Here is a 15881-nt window from a genome sequence, read left to right on the forward strand (position 1 = left end):
ACGACCCTCGACAAGGCGGACAGCGCACGGCGGGCGCGCGAGACACGGCGCGGCGGCGGCGTGCCTCCGGGCCTGCGACCGTGTCGACGTTCGTCAGCGCGTGACTGCCTCGCGGGCGTGGAGCAGCCCCAGCTCGGACCGTCGGGGCAGGCCCTCCCAGTCCCCGGCTGCCAGGCAGACGAACGCCCCGACCGTCACGGCGGTCTGCAGGCGGGTCGGTGCGTCGTTCCCGGCTGCGAGCTCCGCGAGGTAGCCCGCGACGAACGCGTCTCCGGCCCCGACCGTGTCGTGGGCGACGATCGGCACGGCCTCCTGCGTGACGAGCTGGCCGTCGACCATCGCCACGGCACCGGCCGCACCGCACTTGACCACGGCCTGCCGCGGACCGAGCTCGGCGAGGCCGCGAGCCAGTGCAGCGGCAGCGGCAGCGGCAGCGGCAGCGGCAGCGGCATCGGACGGGGAACCGGCGGCGGCGTCGGTCGCGAACGACGCCGAGGCGGCCGGTCCGAGCAGCATCGCGGCTTCGTCCTCTCCGGCGAACAGCACGTCGCAGCCGGCTGCGAACTCCCGGCAGAACGTCGCGGCGTCGTCCGTCGACCACAGGGCACGCCGGTAGTTGACGTCGAACGACACCAGGACCCCCGCCTCACGGGCGACGTCGGCGGCTCGGCGGACCGCCTGCGCCGCTGAGCCGGAGAGCGCCGGCGTGATGCCGGTCACGTGCAGCACGTCCGCCGAGGCGATGGCCGCCTCGTCGAGGTCGTCGGCCGACAGACGCGATCCGGCGCTCCCGGCCCGGTAGTAGGTGACGTTCTGCGAGGTCGAGGTCCGACGTTCCTTGATCATCAGGCCGGTCGCCGCGCCGTCGTCGATCGTGACCCGGGCGTCGACGCCCTCGGCGCGGATCTCCCGAGCGACGAGACGGCCGACGGAGTCGTCGCCCACTCGGCCGAACCAGGTCACGTCCACGCCGAGCCTGCTCAGGCCGATGGCGACGTTGGACTCCGAGCCGCCGATGCCGAGCTGCATCGTGCTCGCGTGGGCGAGCGGCCCCGGCTCCGCGTTCGAGAGCAGCCCCATGGTCTCGCCGAGCGTGACGACCCGTGGTCGCCTGGTCGAGCTCGAGGAGGTGGCGGTCGCGTCCGTCACCGCGCCTCCCCGGCCTCGTGGGCCAGCCCGACGACGCGGCGTGCACGCTCCTCGAGGGCGCTCGCAGCGCCTCCGGCGAACGCGTCACGCAGGAGCGGACCGCCGAGGCTCACGGCGAGGGAGCCCGCGCGGATCCATGCCGGGACGTCGTCGAGCTCGATGCCGCCTGACGGCACGACCTCCAGCTCGGGGAAGGGGCCGCGCAGCTGCCCCAGGTAGCCGGGCCCCACCGTCGAGGCAGGGAAGAGCTTGACCGCGGTTGCGCCCGACGCCCAGCTCGACCAGAGCTCGGTCGGCGTGAGGCCACCGGGGTAGAAGGGCACGCCGCAGCTCGTGATCGCGGCGGCGATGGCCGGCGACGTGATCGGCGTCACGATGTAGGAGGCGCCGTGGTCGACGGCGGAAAGGCCCTGCTCGACCGTGGTGACGGTCCCCACGCCGATCTCGGCCGCGTCGGCGAAGCGCCGGGCGAGCTCGGGCAGCACGGCCAGGACACCTGGCGTCGTGAGCGTCAGCTCGATGCTCTGGATGCCTCCGCGGACGAGGGCTTCGACCACGGGCTCGAGCTCCCCGGCCGTGGGCGCGCGGAGCACGGCGATGACGCGCGATCCTCGGAGAGCAGCTGAGGCGGGCGTCCGGCCTCTCGGGCCGGTCAGGGCCTGAGCGGCCGTGGACGTGCTGCTGACGGTCATCGTGAGTCCTTCGCGCCGGTGCGGTGGTCATGACCAGTATGACTCGAGGCACGGGAGAAGGCTGACCCGCGCGGGGCCCGGGCCTGAGCTCGGTGCCGCTGGGCGAGCTCTCGGCGGCGGGACCAGCTGTGGTGTGCCTCGTCGGGCCGACGACGTGGCAGGCGCCACCGTCGGCCAGGTCGCGAGCGTCCGTGCGTCGACCGGCGTCCGGGCGCGTCGTCCCGCCCTCGGCCCGGACCTGGTGTCCGTCCGGTCGACAGGTCGTCGCGGACGCGCGTGCGCGTCGCGGGAACGGGCCCGGCAGCCGTCCCGTCACGGTGCATCAGGACCGCCGCCTCGATCGCGGCCAGGACGACGTCCCAGTGCTCCGTGATCAGGTCGTAGCTGAGGTGCACGGGGATCCGCCGGCGGATGAAGGTCGCCATGTCCTTGCTCACGTCGGCGTCGAACCGGTCGGCGTGCCACTTGCGCCCGTCCGTCTCGACTCCGAGCACACCGTTCACGACCAGGTCGGTGTGGCGGCCGAAGCCGACGGGCACCTGCGAGGTGACGTGGAAGCCCGCCCGCCGGAGCCGCGTGCGCACGACGCTCTCGAGGATGCTCTCGCTGTCGGCGTCGACCCAGTCGGCGATGCCGCGGGCATCGGCGGGCAGACGGGCGAGGACCCCGGAGAACTCGGCGTCCGAGAGGCGCGCCTGGTGGAGGGCCCAGTCGCAGAGCGCGACCGCGATCTCGAAGTCCTCCTCGAGGACTGCGCGGACGAGGGCGTCCGCGATCGAGACGACGGCCACGCCGCCTCGCTTGCGGACTTCGACCGGATCCCACACGACCCGTGATCGTCGACACCGACGGAGCCGCGCGGCGTGGGGCGGGACGGAGACGCAGACCGTCTCTGGACGATCCCACATCCAACCGCCGAGGTGGAACAGTGCGGAGGCGCCCGTCAGCCGCCCGCCGACCCGGACCGCCGTGACGCGGTCGTCGTCGAGGGGCAGGTTGCTGTACCAGCCGAGGCGCGGCCGATGGAGGTCGCCCGACCGCACGGCCCTGGTGAGGTCGCGATCCGTAGCGCCGGCCCGGCGGAGCTGCTGGCGGGTGGCGAAGCCCCCGGCGTCGCCGACGATGTCGGTGAGGGTGCTGGTGTGCATGCCGACACTGTCGCGCGGCGTCCGCTCTCGCCGCCGAGGGCCGGCGGGCCGCTGGGGACGGCCGTGGTTCGTCGGGGGGCTGAGGAGGGATCGCCGACCCGACGTGCCGGTGCGGCCGTGCTGTCGACGAGTCAGGTCCTGGCGCCCGCCCGACCCCGGCTCGGCGCGTCGTGACCCGGTGACCGACTGCGTGTCCTGATCCGTCGACCGCACCCCGGCGGCGACGGCGTCCGAGGGACCCGCCGAGCGGACCTCACGAGCGCGGGGGCGCCCTCGGCGCCCTCCGCGCCCTTGACTCCCCGTCGAGCCCGTTCCTAGGGTGGAAGGGCGCGGTCACGGGAGACCAGCGGCCGTCGCGCACGATCCACACGTCGAGGAGGACGCATGCAGATCGACCGCAGGGGGCTGCTCGTCGGGGCGGCGGGGCTGGCAGGCGTCACGGCGCTCGCGGGCTGCGCGCCCCGCGCAGAGCGGACCGAGATCGGCGACTGGCCGACCGAGGTGGGCGACGAGCCCGTCACGATCGACTGGTGGAGCGCCAACATCGCCACCAACGAGGGCGGCGACCTCCGCCCCCGCCTGATCGAGGAGTTCAACAGGCAGTACCCGAACGTGCGGATCAACCTCGTCGCGGCGCCTGCCGACACCGACACGAACCGCACGACCCTGACCACCCAGATCGCGGCCGGCTCGCAGAGCCCCGACGTCATCCACGGCGACATCGCCTGGCCCGGCCAGTTCGCCGAGAATTCCCTCGCCACGCCCCTCAGCACGCTCGTCCCGGACGACTTCTGGGACCAGTACCCCGAGGGCCTCCGTTCCGCCGCGAGCGTCGACGGCGAGTACTACATGTTCCCCGTCTACATCGACAACTCGTTCCTGGTCTACCGGCAGGACCTCCTCGACAAGCACGGCCTCCAGGTGCCGGGGTCGTGGGAGGAGGTGGTCGAGACGAGCAAGGCGCTGATCGACACGGGGGACGTCGACTACGGCTTCGTCTTCCAGGGCAACGTCTACGAGGGCATGACGTGCAACGCGGTCGAGTTCGTGGCCGACGCCGGCGGCCGCTTCACCGACGAGGACGTGACCGAGTCCACGGCGACGAGCTCGGAGGCGCGACGCGGGCTGGAGTTCATGGCCTCGCTGGTCTCCGAGGGCGTGACGCCCCGCGCCTCCTTGACGTACATCGAGCAAGCGAGCTTGGACGCCTTCACGACGGGGCGGGCGGCGTTCCTCCGCAACTGGTCGTACGCGTACGACACCGCGAACAGCCCCGAGGCGTCGAGCGTCGCGGGCAGAATCGGCATCCGCTCGCGACCCGGGTTCGACGGCACGGACGAGACGCACACGACGATCGGCGGCTGGGGCAGCTACATCAACCCGCACACCGCGAAGCCGGCCGCGGCCCTGGCGTGGGCGCGGTGGCTGGCCGACGAGGACGCCCAGCAGCTGATCGTGCGCGAGGGCGGCGTGATCCCGGCGCGGACCGCGTCGCTGACGAGCCCCGACGCGAAGGCCGCGGCCAAGCCGCAGTACGCGATCGCGGCCGACTACACGCTCGTGCCGAGGCCGACCGCGACCGCCTTCTACCCGAAGGTCTCGCAGGGCATCTACGTCAACGCGAACTCGATCGCCGCCGGGCAGTCGGCCGTCGAGACGGGCACCAGTCGGATGCAGCGGCAGATGGACGTGGCACTCGCCGGGCAGGCACTGTGATGAGCGTTCAGGAGGAGACGACGACGACCCGCCCGGACGCCGCGCTCTCGACGACCACGGGGCCGCCGACGCCTGAACGCTCAGCGCGCACCTCGCTCGCCCGCACCCGCAACCGCGCCGCGTGGCTCTTCGCGAGCCCGGCTCTGCTCGTCATCCTGCTGGTGACCGTGTTCCCGGTGATCTACTCGGTCGTGCTCAGCTTCGCGCGGGTCACCATCGACTACGACGGGTTCCAGGTCGAGGAGTACACGCTCGCCAACTACGGCGCGCTGCTGCAGAGCCAGGACTGGTACCGAGCCCTCGGCTTCACGATCCTCTACACGGTCGTCACGGTGACGATCGAGCTCGTGCTCGGCATGCTGTCGGCGCTCGTGCTCGAGCGGCTCGGCGTGACGCGGGGCTGGATGCTCGCCCTTCTGCTGATCCCGTGGTCGCTCGTCACGATCGTCTCCGCGCAGCTCTGGAAGTACATCTACGACTCGACCTACGGCATCGCCACGTGGGGGATCGCCCTGGTCACGGACAGCCCGCCCGTGATCCTCGGCGAACCGGTCAGCGCAGCGGCCGCGCTCATGGTCGCCGACATCTGGAAGACCACGCCGTTCGTCGCGATCATCCTGCTCGCGGGCCTCGTGATGATCCCCGACGAGCAGTACGAGGCCGCCGAGCTCGACGGCTCGAGCGCGTGGTCGACCTTCTGGCGCGTCGTGATGCCGCAGCTGCTGCCGACGTTCACGATCGCCGTCCTGTTCCGTGTGCTGCAGGCGTTCGGCGTCTTCGACCTCCCGTTCGTCCTCACCCAGGGAGGCCCCGGCACCTCGACCCAGACCCTCGCGATCATGGGCTACAAGGTGCTCTTTCAGGACATCAACATCGGCCCGGGAGCCGCGATCGCCACGTCGACCGCCCTGATCGTCGGGCTCGGCTGCCTGCTGTTCCTCCGGGCGTTCCGCAACCAGGCGAAGGGAGGCGACTGATGGCCCGCACCAAGATCCGCCGCGGCTGGCGCCGCTGGGTCAACGTGGTCAACATCGGCGGCGTGCTCATCGCCCTCGTGACGGCGATCCCGCTCTACTGGCTCGTGGTGTCGTCGTTCAAGACGGCTCCCGAGGTCGCGGCGTCGCCTCCCACGGTCGTTCCCCGGACCTGGACGCTCGAGAACTACGTCACCGCGTTCGTCTCGAACGACCTCGCGGTCTACATGCTCAACAGCGTGATCGTGGCCGTCAGCACCACGGTGCTCGTCCTGGGGCTCGCGCTCTTCGCCGGCTACGCGCTCACCGGCCGCAAGCTCAAGGGCGGCACCACGATCATGACGACCCTCTTGATGCTGTCCGTGTTCCCCGCGATCGCGGTCCTGACGCCGATCTACCTGATCGAGCGGCAGCTCGGCCTGCTCAACAGCTACCCCGGCCTGATCATCCCCTACGTCGCCTTCAACCTGCCGTTCGCCATCTGGATCATGCGCAACTACCTCGCCGGCATCCCCACCACCATCGAGGAGGCGAGCGAGATCGACGGCGCGTCGCCCCTCCGCACCGTGTTCTCCGTCATCCTGCCCATGTCGAAGCCGGGCCTCTTCACGGTCGGCGTCTTCACGTTCACCGCGTCGTGGAGCGAGTTCCTCATGGCGCTCACCTTCAACAGCGAGACGTCGTTCCGCACGATCCCCGTCGGCATCGCGCTCTTCGGCACGCAGTTCACCGTGCCGTACGGGGCGATCTTCGCGGCGTCGGTCTCGGCGACCGTGCCCATCGTGATCCTGGTGCTGATCTTCCGCCGGTCGATCGTCTCCGGACTGACGTCGGGGGCGGTCAAGGGCTGAGACGAGGAGGCGCGGGCCCGGTCGCGTCGAGGACTCAGGCACCCGAGGCGGTCGGCGTCGCCGGACCGGCCCGGGGGCCGGTGCGCGGTCGTCGTCGCCTGAGTCCTCGACGGCCCTGGGCCGGCACCGCCGTGCCGGCGCCGATGTGCCGGCGCCGCCGTGCCGGCGTCGGCCCGGCCCCACCCGGCCCGGCCTGCTCTGCCCGGGCGACTCCCGGGCGCATCGGTAGGTTGGGCCGATGACAGACATCGCCGTGACCGTCCTCCCCGCCCGTGACTCGTCCGGAGGCGGCGGCGACGTCTGGGGCGTCGACCCCGCGATGCGTGCCGTCGAGGCGACCGGAGCCAGGGCGGTCGAGCTCGGCGACGAGACACGGATGATCGTGGTCGGCGGCCGCGTCGACCAGGCCGAGCTCCGGCGGGCGATCGACGAGCACCCCGACGTCTCGGTCGTGCAGCTGCCGAGCGCGGGCGTGGACTCGTACGTCGAGACGATGAGGGCCACCCGCCGCGACGGCCTCGTCTTCACCAGCGCGAAGGGGGCCTACAGCGCGCCGGTGGCCGAGCACGCGCTCGCCCTGACCCTGGCGACGCTGCGTTCGCTGCCCCTCCGAGCCCGTGCGGCCTCCTGGGAGCAGGAGCAGCGCGGCATCTCGCTGAACGGGTCGAGAGTGCTGATCATCGGGGCGGGCGGCATCGGCACCGAGCTGCTGCGGCTCCTGGGGGTCTTCGACGTCGAGGTGACGATGGTCGTGCGGACGCCCCGCGAGGTCCCGGGTGCCGTGCGCAGCATCACCTCCGAGCGTCTCGCGGAGGTGCTGCCCGACATGGACGTCGTCGTGGTCGCGGCGGCCCTCACCGACGGCACGGCCAAGATCGTGGGCCGCGCCGAGCTGGAGGCGATGAAGCCGACCGCCGTGCTCGTGAACATCGCCCGAGGGCCCCTCGTCGACACCGACGCGCTCGTGGCGGCGCTCGCCGCGGGCTCGATCGGCGGAGCCGGCCTCGACGTGGTCGACCCCGAGCCGCTGCCCGACGGGCATCCTCTCTGGGACGAGCCGCTGGCGCTGATCACCCCGCACCAGGCGAACACGAACGCGATGACCGAGCCGCTGTTCCAGGCCCGGGTCGAGGAGAACATCCGGGCGCTCGCCGACGGCGGCCAGCTCGTCGGCGTCGTGGACGTCGACGCCGGATACTGACCCCTGCCTGCAAGGCCGTGGGCCCGCAGGCCTGCCGCCCCGCCGGGAGCGACCCTGTCGAGGGCTCAGGAGGCGGGCACGTCCACGACGTCGGCGTACAGGTGGGCACGGCCGTCCGGCCCCCGCCGCCTGAATCCTCGACGCCTGGGTCCGCGTACCGTCGCCCCCATGCGCCGTCCCCGTTCCGTTCTGCCCGCTCTCGGCCGGCACCGCCCGCCGCGCGCCCCCGACGACCGTTTCTGCGGTCGCATCGCGGGCTTCGGCACGGCCTCCGGGACCCGTGTGGTGATCGGCATGTGGGACGAGTCGCCGCTCGGCCGTTTCGCCGACGTGATGATCGAGGACGCGGCGGGCCACCGCCTCCTGCTGGCACCCTCGCCCGAGGTCGCCGAGTACGTCTCGTCGACCTACTCGTTCGACGAGGTGCGGGTCGTCCCGGTCGCCCGCCGTGGGGTCGACGGCGGCATCGCCGTGACGGCCGGCGACCTCGAGGTGACGCTCGCCGTCGGGCCGATCTCGTGGCTCGGCGTCCTGCTGCGGCTGGTCCCGCGCGGCCTCGCGACCCGGCCGGCATGGCTCACCCTCGTCGACCCCGTCGCGCGCGTGCTCGTCCGTGGTGCCCGCACGGCCGGCACCGCGGGCGGGGGCCGCCGCGAGTACTACGGCGTCACCCTCGTGCGCGACCTGGCCGCCGTCACGGCCGTCCGCGGCGGCGTCGACCTCGGCTCGCTGGCGCCGCTGTCGCCGCCCGTGCGCTTCGGGTTCGGCTCGGCGCCCGCGCGGCCCAGCCTGGTCGACGTCGTGAGCACGATCCGCCGCCGGGCCTGAGCCGAGGAGGCGCGCGGCAGCCCTGCGACGACGTGCGAGGTGAGGGTCGGCGTGCGTCCCGCAGCGGTCCTCGGGAATATCCCGCGCCTCCCGCAGGTCTCCTTCCGTGCACGTGCATGACGCGTCACCTACCCGCGTCGGACCCCGCTGCACCCACCGCACCACCTCAGCAAGGAGACCCCATGACCACCGTCCTCGTCCTCGTCGGCAGCCTGCGCGCCGGATCCACCAACAGGCAGATCGCCGAGACCGCGGTGCTGAACGCCCCCGAGGGCGTCACCCTGAGCGTCTACGACGGCATCGCGCACCTGCCGTTCTACAACGAGGACATCGACGTCGACGGCGCCCGTCCGGAGGCGGCCGTCGCGTTCCGCAGCGCCCTCAGCGGCGCCGACGCCGTGCTCGTCGTCACGCCCGAGCACAACGGTACGATCCCGGCCGTGCTCAAGAACGCGATCGACTGGGCGTCGCGCCCCTACGGCGAGAGCCAGATCTCGGGCAAGCCGGTCGCCGTCATCGGCAGCGCGTTTGGCCAGTTCGGCGGCGTGTGGGCGCAGGACGAGACCCGCAAGTCGTTCGGCATCGCCGGGGCGAAGGTCCTCGAGGACGTGACCCTGGCCATCCCCGGCTCGGTCGTCCGCTTCGCCGAGGTGCACCCCAAGGACGACGCCGAGGTCGTCGAGAAGCTCGGCGAGGTCGTGTCCGCGGTCGTGGCGTCGACGCGCAGCGACGCCGCGTAGTCGACTCCTCGCGAGCGTCGTCGCAGGCGCGACGAGCCAACAGGAGGCGGGCGAGACCGACGCGGTCTCGCCCGCTTCCGCGCGCGGTGGCCCGACACCCCGAATTCGGCGTCCCGAAGTTGTCTGATCAGGCCTTTTTGGACGTGAGCACCGCCTCCTGCGTGCCAAGATCGACGGGTTCCGGGGCGACGACGCCCGCCGTCGCCGCCACCGAAAGGACCCGACGTGAGCTTCTGGGCCCTCCTCTTCATCGCCCTCGGCGTCTCTGCCGACGCCTTCGCCGTCGCGCTCGGCAAGGGCCTGCACATGCGCCGGTTCTCGGTGCGCGGGGCGGCGGTCATCGCCGTGACCTTCGGTCTCTTCCAGGCGGCGATGCCCCTGGCGGGATGGCTGCTCGGCACCGCCTTCGCCAGCTACATCGCCGACTTCGACCACTGGATCGCCTTCGGGCTCCTCGCGCTCATCGGCGCGAAGATGCTCTGGGAGGCCTTCACGAAGGGCGCGGACGACGACGAGGACGTCGACCGGATCTCCACCCGCGAACTGCTGCTGCTCGCGGTGGCCACGAGCATCGACGCCCTCGCCGTCGGCGTGACGCTCGCGTTCCTGCCGGTGTCCATCGGCGGGGCCGTGCTCCTGATCGGCGTGACCACGACCGTCCTCACCTTCGCCGGCGTGCTGGTCGGCCACCGGGTCGGAGCTCGCTTCGGCAAGCCGGCCGAGATCGCGGGCGGCGTCGTGCTGATCCTCATCGGCACGAGCATCCTGCTCGAGCACCTCGGAGTGCTGGCCTAGCGGGGCACCGGAGCACGGATCAGCCGGTCGGTGCCCGGAACGCGGCTCGGGGGCCGAGATCCGGCATCGGGCTGCGCGACGCGGCGTCGGGGACGACAGGAGGCGCGGTGCCTGTCGCACCGCGCCTCCTCGTGTCCCGCAGCCTGCGTCAGCGGCGGCCGAGCCGGCGCTCTCCGCCGGCGCCCAGCGCGTAGGGGAGGCCATAGTGGGCGAAGACGTCCGCCTCCTGCGAGGCCTCGAGCTCGCCGTCGGTGTCGATGGACGGGGCGTCCTTGACGAGCTTCTTGTCGAACTGCACCTTGACGTGCTTGGGCGCGACGACCGCGCCGTCGAGCGGCACGAAGAGCAGCTTCTTGCCGACCAGGCCGGCCTGCACCGTCGCGAAGGACGGGCTGTCCGACGACGTGTCGAAGTAGACGCTCTCGAGCTGCCCGATCTTGTCGCCGGCCGGGTCGACGACCGGCAGGCCGATCCAGTCGCGCAGGTTCTCCGCTTCGAACATGACATCCCTCTCTGCTGCACGGATCAGGGCCGGCACGCGTGTGGTCGACGGTAGTAGCCCGGCGTGTGCGCTGGCCGGGCAGGGCGCGCGGGCGCGCCGTTCCGACCCGTGCGGCTCCGGTCCTCGCCGCGCCGTCGAGGACTCAGGCGTGCGCGTCGCGACCGGCCCCGCCGGCGGGCTCCTGGCACGATGGCGGCATGTCCCACCTGAATCCTCGACGCGACCCTGCGTCGACGCCCGTCCTGCTCGTCGTCGACGTCGCCGACGGCGGACGCGACGACCCCGCCTTCGAGGCCGAGCTGCGGCGCCTCACCGCCAGCGTCGTCGCCGCGGCGACCGCCGTCGGCTTCGTCGTCGACCGCGTGCCGGCGGCGCAGACGCCCCAGGCCGAGCTCGACGAGCGCCTGTCTGCGGCGGACGCGGTCATCGTCACCGGGGGAGAGGACGTCGACCCGTCCCTCTACGGTGGCGACCCGGGCGAGCCGCACCTCGGCCAGACGTTCCCCGCGGCGGACCGGGCCCAGGTCGCGATCGTCCGTCGCGCCGTCGAGGAACGCACCCCGCTCGTCGGCATCTGCCGGGGCATGCAGCTCGTCAACGTCGCGCTCGGCGGCGACCTGGTGCAGCACCTCCACGACGGTGGACACGTCGGAGACGACACCGTCGACAGCATGGTCGACCACCGCGTGCTCGTCGAGCCCGGCAGCGAGCTGGCGAAGGCGCTCGGCGCGACCGAGCTCGACGTGCGGAGCTCCCACCACCAGGCCGTCGGCCGGGTCGCCGCGGGGCTCAGGGTCGTCGCCCGCGCCGACGACGGCACGGTCGAGGCGGTCGAGCACGAGGAGGCGCCCGTCTGGTGCGTCCAGTGGCACCCGGAGGACGCGGGGTCGCGCGGCACCGTGCTCACCGACCTGCTGGAGGCGGCGCTGGCCGCTCGCCGCGCTCGCTGACGGCGCACCTCCTGGCTCTGGGGCTCGTGGCCCCGAACCTCCCGGCCCTGCGCCTCCGGCACTGGGCCTCCGGCACTGCGGGACCGCTCGCCGACCGCGATCTTGCGGAGGGACCGGGGGGCCGTGCGACACTGGACGGACGCCCTCGTCGTGGAGTGGCCCATCCCCGAACGCCCGCCCCTCCGCCGCGACGTGCGCGCTCCGCCTCCCGACACCGCCCGCGTCATCACGCCGGGTCCTGTCGGCTGAGCGGTCCCTCGACGAGCTGATCGTCGTGCGCGCCCGGCCGGCCCGTCCAGGAAGGCCTGACCGTGCCCCAGAACTCCCCGCGTCCCGACGACACCCGCACCGGCTCCGTGGCCCTCGCCCCCGAGCCCGAGCCCGGCATGCAGACCCCGGCCCCGGCCTCGACCTACACCGGGTCCATGCGGGTGAGCGGCATCGACACCCCCGCCCCCCGTCCGACCCACGGCCACGACGGCACCCCGCACGTCCTCACCCCCTCGGCGATCGTCGGGATCGCCGTGCTCGGTCTGGCCACCTTCTTCGCCATCACGACCGAGCTGATGCCCGTCGGCCTGCTGTCGACGATGAGCGAGGACCTCGGGGTCACCGAGTCGCGCATGGGCGTCGTCATCACGGTCTACGCCCTCGCGGTCGCCCTGCTCGCGCTGCCGCTGACGTGGGTGACGGCGCGTGTACCGCGGAAGGCCGTCCTCGTCGCGACACTCGGCGGCTACACCGCGTCGAACCTGATCGTCGCGCTCGCCCCGAACTTCGAGACGGTCTGCGTGGGACGCGTCGTGGGCGGCGTCGCCCACGCCCTCTTCTTCTCGGTGGCCTCGGCGTACGCCACGCGCATCGTCCCGCCCCGCCTCGCGGGCCGGGCCATCGCGTTCGTCTACTCGGGCAGCTCGCTCGGCTTCGTGCTCGGCGTGCCCCTGGCCACGGCGGTCGGCGACCACCTCGGCTGGCGCTCCGCGGTCTTCGCCGTGGCGGTCGCCTCCGCCGTCCTCGCCGTCGTGGCGCTGGCGTTCCTGCCCGCGGTCCGGGGCGAGTCGTCGCCGCACCTCGGCTCGGGCGCGGCCTGGGCTCGTTCCGGCCTGCTCGCCGTCGTCGTCGCCGACCTCCTCCTGTTCGCCGGGCACTACGTGGTCTACACCTACGTCGGCCCGTACCTCATGACGGCCGGACTGGGCGACGACGCGGTCGCGCCTGCCCTCCTCGTGCTCGGGGTCACGGGCATCGTGGGGCTGCTCACCGCCGGGGCCTTCGTCGACCGGGCGCCGCGACAGACGCTCATCGCCGCCGTGGCCGTCATGGCGCTGGCCCTCGCCGCCCTGCCCCTCGTGCACGGCTCGCTCGTCGGGACCTTCGTGGTCGCCGGGCTCTGGGTCGCGGCGAACGGCACCACCGGGACCTTGTTCATGGCCGCGGCGATCCGCACCGGAGGCGTCAGCCCGGACATCGCCGGAGCTCTCGTCAACGCAGGCTCCAACGTCGGCATCGCGGCCGGGGCCGCCCTCGGAGCACAGGTGTTCGGCACGGCCGGGCTCGGCCTCGGCGCGCTGCCGTTCGTCGCCGCCGTCGTGGTCGGGGCGAGCCTCGTGGTCGTCGTCCTCGGTCGTCGGGGCTTCCCGGTCTCGGGACACACGCAGTCGACCCTGTCGACGTCGAGCCTCCGCACCATCACGTCGTCCGTCTCGGTGGTGACGGCGTCGATCGCGACCGTGCAGGCGGCCCGCACGGGCTCGGTGCCGACCGGGCCCGCGGTGCGCGGCGGGCGTCGGAGCAGCTAGCCCCGGTCGGGGTCCGACGGTCGCCTGCCCAGGCCTCCCGTGCTCGGCGCCACCGCGGAACGGTGCCGTGTCGAGGACTCAGGCAGCGCGCCCTCGAGCGTGCCTGATCGGCGGCGAGTGCGACGCGCACGGCGTCGTCTCCTGAAGGATCGACGCGGTCGAGCGGGGCGCCCTCGTGTCGAGGACTCAGGCAGCAGCGCCCTCGAGCGTGCCTCGTCGGCGGCGAGCACGACGCGCACGGCGTCGTCTCCTGAAGGATCGACGCGGTCGAGCGGAGCGGCCCTCGTGTCGAGGACTCAGGCAGCAGCGCCCTCGACGGGCTCCGACCGGCGGCTCGCGCTCCCTCGGCGTCGTCGCCTCCTGATCGCTCGACGCGGTCGACCGCGAAGGGCGCCCGCCGCCCGGAGTCAGCCCCCGGCGAGCCCGTTCTCGTAGGCGAAGATCACCGCGTGCACCCGGTCGCGCGCGTCGAGCTTGGCCAGCACCCGTCCGACGTGCGTCTTGACGGTCGACTCGGACAGGAAGAGCTCGCGGGCGATCTCGGAGTTGCTGAGCCCCCGTCCGATGGCGACGAGCACCTCGCGCTCGCGCTCGGAGAGCAGGTCGATCGAGGAGGCGCGGCGCACGCCCGCAGGATCGGGCAACCGCCCCCGGTACAGGTCGATCATCGCGCGGGTGACGCGCGGCGACACGATGGCGTCGCCCGCCGCCACGGTGCGGATCGCGGCGACCAGCTCGGCCGGGGGAGCGTCCTTGAGCAGGAAGCCGCTCGCGCCCGCGTTCAGGCCGCCGAAGGCGTATTCGTCGAGGTCGAACGTCGTCAGCACGAGGACGCGCGCCTCCGGGCGCGCCGCGACGATGCGGCGAGTGGCCTCGATCCCGTCGAGGGCGGGCATGCGCACGTCCATCAGGACGACGTCGGGCCGCAGCTCGGCGTCGCGCTCGACGGCGGACAGGCCGTCGGCGGCCTCGCCCACGATCCGGAGGCCGGGCTGGGCGCCGAGCACCATGGCCATGCCGGCGCGCAGCAGGTCCTGGTCGTCGACGAGCATGACGGTGATGTCGGTCACGGTGCCTCCTCGGGCAAGTGGTCGGCGTCGGCGGCCGCGGCAGCGTCGGTCGTGTTCGTGGTCGTGACGGACGGAGCAGCTGCTGCGGCACCCGGGTCGGGCACGACGAGCCGCAGCCGCCAGCCGCGACCGCCCAGCTCGTCTCGCGGCCCGGCCTCGAGTCTGCCCCCGTAGAGCGCTGCGCGCTCCCGGAGCCCGACGAGCCCACGCTCCGTCCCGACGGAGGCGGCGGGGACCGTGCCCTCGCCGTCGTCGACGACCTCGACGGTCAGCTCGCCGAGCCCTCGTCCGTCGAGGTCGCGGCCCGCCACGACGCCCGGCGCCACGACGCCCGCCTCGACGCCCGGCGCCACGACGCCCGCCGCCTCGACGCCCGGCCCCACGGCACCCCGCAGGACGACCGCGACCCGGGCGGGTCTCTCGGCGTACCTCAGGGCGTTCGTCAGCCCCTCCTGGACGGTCCGGTACAGGACCACCTGCAGGGCGGGAGCGGTCGGCAGCTCGCCCACGCGGGTGAGCGAGACGGGGAGCCCGGCCGAGCGGTAGGTCTGCACCAGGTCGTCGAGGCCGTCGAGTCCCGGCTGGGGAGCGAGCGCCGCCTCGTCGTCGTCGTCGTGCAGCACGCCGAGCAGGCGGCGCATGTCGGCCAGCGCCTCCCGTCCGACGGTGCCGATCTGCCGCACCGCGTCGCGGCTGCGCGCCGGGTCGGCGTCGGCGACGGCCTCGGCCCCGTCGGAGAGGCTGATCATGACCGACATGCCGTGGGCGACGACGTCGTGGAGCTCACGGGCGATCCGCGCTCGTTCCGCACCGGCGGCTAGGCGCGCCTCCTGGTCCCGCTCGCGCTCGAGCTGCCCGGCCCGCTCGATGAGCGCGGCGAGGTACTGGCGGCGGCCGCGCACGTTGAGCCCGACGAGCACGACGACGACGATGCCGACTCCTGCCCCCAGCGCCGAGCCCAGCTCCGGCACCAGCGTGGCCGACAGGGCCCAGAACAGCAGCACGACGGCCACGGCGCAGCCCCAGGCCCAGCGTGCCCCGCGGTAGGCCGCCACCGAGTAGAACGCGATGGTGACTGCCCAGGGCAGGGCCGTCTCGTCGAGGGCGGCCTGGCCCACGAGGGACGCGACCACGACGACGACCACGGTGACCGGCCGCCGGCGGCGCAGCAGGAGGGAGCCGTAGGCCAGGGCCCAGAACACGTACCAGGGCCACGCCGCGGACAGCACGACGACCCAGGGGGCGATCTTCGAGATGCCCCCGAGGATCCCGAGCGCGCCGGCCGCGAGGGCGACCACGACGTCGGTCGCCACCGGGTGCGCGGCGACGCGCCGCCGCAGGGCCCCGGGCGGGCGCAGGGCCGCCGCGGCCGCCGTCGCGCGCGACCCGGCGCCCGGTGCCGGCGCCCTGGCAGGCCCGTGCACGTCGTCAGGCCCGGACGGCGAGGAGGCGCGCCGTGACCTCAT

At 73.4% G+C, this 15881-nt stretch carries 15 protein-coding genes; 9 read left to right on the plus strand and 6 right to left on the minus strand.

Annotated elements, in window-relative coordinates; translation table 11 throughout:
- Nucleotides 1–93 precede the first annotated feature (93 nt).
- Genes ACZZ97_RS02270 through ACZZ97_RS02280 form a run of 3 tightly spaced genes read right to left on the minus strand, consistent with a single transcriptional unit; the run spans nt 94 to nt 2989 of the window.
- The gene (locus ACZZ97_RS02270) at nt 94–1149 is read right to left on the minus strand and encodes a sugar kinase (protein WP_463472162.1); all 1056 of its coding nucleotides are present in this window, start codon (nt 1147–1149) and stop codon (nt 94–96) included.
- Nucleotides 1146–1841: a bifunctional 4-hydroxy-2-oxoglutarate aldolase/2-dehydro-3-deoxy-phosphogluconate aldolase gene (locus tag ACZZ97_RS02275; protein WP_463472163.1), complete on the minus strand. Its 696-nt coding sequence runs from the start codon at nt 1839–1841 to the stop codon at nt 1146–1148. Before ACZZ97_RS02275 ends, ACZZ97_RS02270 begins: the two co-directional genes overlap by 4 nt.
- On the minus strand, nt 1838–2989 hold the full coding sequence (locus ACZZ97_RS02280) for a hypothetical protein (protein WP_463472164.1): 1152 nt from the start codon (nt 2987–2989) through the stop codon (nt 1838–1840). The genes ACZZ97_RS02275 and ACZZ97_RS02280 overlap by 4 nt, the downstream gene beginning before the upstream one ends.
- A gap of 384 nt (nt 2990–3373) precedes the next feature.
- Here ACZZ97_RS02280 and ACZZ97_RS02285 point away from each other — a divergent pair, with 384 nt between their 5' ends.
- The 7 genes from ACZZ97_RS02285 to ACZZ97_RS02315 all read left to right on the plus strand — a co-directional run bounded on the left by ACZZ97_RS02285 (nt 3374) and on the right by ACZZ97_RS02315 (nt 10094).
- Complete coding sequence (locus tag ACZZ97_RS02285; RefSeq protein WP_463472165.1) at nt 3374–4705, plus strand: extracellular solute-binding protein; 1332 nt, start codon at nt 3374–3376, stop codon at nt 4703–4705.
- Nucleotides 4705–5682, plus strand: coding sequence for a carbohydrate ABC transporter permease (locus ACZZ97_RS02290; protein ID WP_463472166.1), 978 nt, complete (start codon nt 4705–4707; stop codon nt 5680–5682). Before ACZZ97_RS02285 ends, ACZZ97_RS02290 begins: the two co-directional genes overlap by 1 nt.
- Nucleotides 5682–6530 carry a carbohydrate ABC transporter permease gene (locus ACZZ97_RS02295; RefSeq protein WP_314102223.1) on the plus strand — a complete coding sequence of 283 codons (849 nt, stop codon included), beginning with the start codon at nt 5682–5684 and terminating at the stop codon, nt 6528–6530. Before ACZZ97_RS02290 ends, ACZZ97_RS02295 begins: the two co-directional genes overlap by 1 nt.
- Nucleotides 6531–6768: 238 nt before the next feature.
- Nucleotides 6769–7731: a D-isomer specific 2-hydroxyacid dehydrogenase family protein gene (locus ACZZ97_RS02300; protein ID WP_463472167.1), complete on the plus strand. Its 963-nt coding sequence runs from the start codon at nt 6769–6771 to the stop codon at nt 7729–7731.
- Nucleotides 7732–7899: 168 nt separating this feature from the next.
- Nucleotides 7900–8559 carry a hypothetical protein gene (locus ACZZ97_RS02305; protein ID WP_463472168.1) on the plus strand — a complete coding sequence of 220 codons (660 nt, stop codon included), beginning with the start codon at nt 7900–7902 and terminating at the stop codon, nt 8557–8559.
- 182 nt (nt 8560–8741) lie between these two features.
- On the plus strand, nt 8742–9299 hold the full coding sequence (locus ACZZ97_RS02310; protein ID WP_314103691.1) for an NADPH-dependent FMN reductase: 558 nt from the start codon (nt 8742–8744) through the stop codon (nt 9297–9299).
- 225 nt (nt 9300–9524) lie between these two features.
- A complete protein-coding gene (locus ACZZ97_RS02315) occupies nt 9525–10094 on the plus strand; it encodes a manganese efflux pump MntP (protein WP_314103688.1) in 570 nt (189 codons plus the stop codon).
- A 148-nt stretch (nt 10095–10242) separates the two neighbouring features.
- Here the strand turns inward: ACZZ97_RS02315 and ACZZ97_RS02320 are convergent, their stop codons facing one another.
- On the minus strand, nt 10243–10596 hold the full coding sequence (locus ACZZ97_RS02320) for a PRC-barrel domain-containing protein (protein WP_209560134.1): 354 nt from the start codon (nt 10594–10596) through the stop codon (nt 10243–10245).
- Nucleotides 10597–10793: 197 nt separating this feature from the next.
- On the opposite strand from ACZZ97_RS02320, the gene ACZZ97_RS02325 reads away from it, so the two are divergent.
- Together ACZZ97_RS02325 and ACZZ97_RS02330 are read left to right on the plus strand one after the other, a co-directional pair.
- Complete coding sequence (locus ACZZ97_RS02325) at nt 10794–11546, plus strand: gamma-glutamyl-gamma-aminobutyrate hydrolase family protein (protein ID WP_463472169.1); 753 nt, start codon at nt 10794–10796, stop codon at nt 11544–11546.
- A 311-nt stretch (nt 11547–11857) separates the two neighbouring features.
- Complete coding sequence (locus ACZZ97_RS02330) at nt 11858–13345, plus strand: MFS transporter (RefSeq protein ID WP_463472170.1); 1488 nt, start codon at nt 11858–11860, stop codon at nt 13343–13345.
- A 407-nt stretch (nt 13346–13752) separates the two neighbouring features.
- On the opposite strand, the gene ACZZ97_RS02335 is transcribed toward ACZZ97_RS02330, so the two are convergent.
- Both ACZZ97_RS02335 and ACZZ97_RS02340 read right to left on the minus strand, forming a co-directional pair.
- Nucleotides 13753–14415, minus strand: a complete 663-nt coding sequence (locus tag ACZZ97_RS02335; protein ID WP_233568996.1) for a response regulator — start codon at nt 14413–14415, stop codon at nt 13753–13755.
- Complete coding sequence (locus ACZZ97_RS02340; protein ID WP_463472171.1) at nt 14412–15881, minus strand: sensor histidine kinase; 1470 nt, start codon at nt 15879–15881, stop codon at nt 14412–14414. The genes ACZZ97_RS02335 and ACZZ97_RS02340 overlap by 4 nt, the downstream gene beginning before the upstream one ends.

Source organism: Frigoribacterium sp. AC512, assembly GCF_979258295.1.

Excerpts from the sequence above, each read along its gene's own strand:
- ACZZ97_RS02340 (WP_463472171.1), bottom strand. The coding sequence starts at position 15,881 with ATGAGGTCACGGCGCGCCTCCTCGCCGTCCGGGCCTGACGACGTGCAC.
- ACZZ97_RS02275 (WP_463472163.1), bottom strand. The coding sequence starts at position 1,841 with ATGACCGTCAGCAGCACGTCCACGGCCGCTCAGGCCCTGACCGGCCCG.
- ACZZ97_RS02295 (WP_314102223.1), top strand. The coding sequence starts at position 5,682 with ATGGCCCGCACCAAGATCCGCCGCGGCTGGCGCCGCTGGGTCAACGTG.
- ACZZ97_RS02280 (WP_463472164.1), bottom strand. The coding sequence starts at position 2,989 with ATGCACACCAGCACCCTCACCGACATCGTCGGCGACGCCGGGGGCTTC.
- ACZZ97_RS02290 (WP_463472166.1), top strand. The coding sequence starts at position 4,705 with ATGAGCGTTCAGGAGGAGACGACGACGACCCGCCCGGACGCCGCGCTC.
- ACZZ97_RS02300 (WP_463472167.1), top strand. The coding sequence starts at position 6,769 with ATGACAGACATCGCCGTGACCGTCCTCCCCGCCCGTGACTCGTCCGGA.
- ACZZ97_RS02285 (WP_463472165.1), top strand. The coding sequence starts at position 3,374 with ATGCAGATCGACCGCAGGGGGCTGCTCGTCGGGGCGGCGGGGCTGGCA.
- ACZZ97_RS02305 (WP_463472168.1), top strand. The coding sequence starts at position 7,900 with ATGCGCCGTCCCCGTTCCGTTCTGCCCGCTCTCGGCCGGCACCGCCCG.
- ACZZ97_RS02310 (WP_314103691.1), top strand. The coding sequence starts at position 8,742 with ATGACCACCGTCCTCGTCCTCGTCGGCAGCCTGCGCGCCGGATCCACC.
- ACZZ97_RS02320 (WP_209560134.1), bottom strand. The coding sequence starts at position 10,596 with ATGTTCGAAGCGGAGAACCTGCGCGACTGGATCGGCCTGCCGGTCGTC.
- ACZZ97_RS02325 (WP_463472169.1), top strand. The coding sequence starts at position 10,794 with ATGTCCCACCTGAATCCTCGACGCGACCCTGCGTCGACGCCCGTCCTG.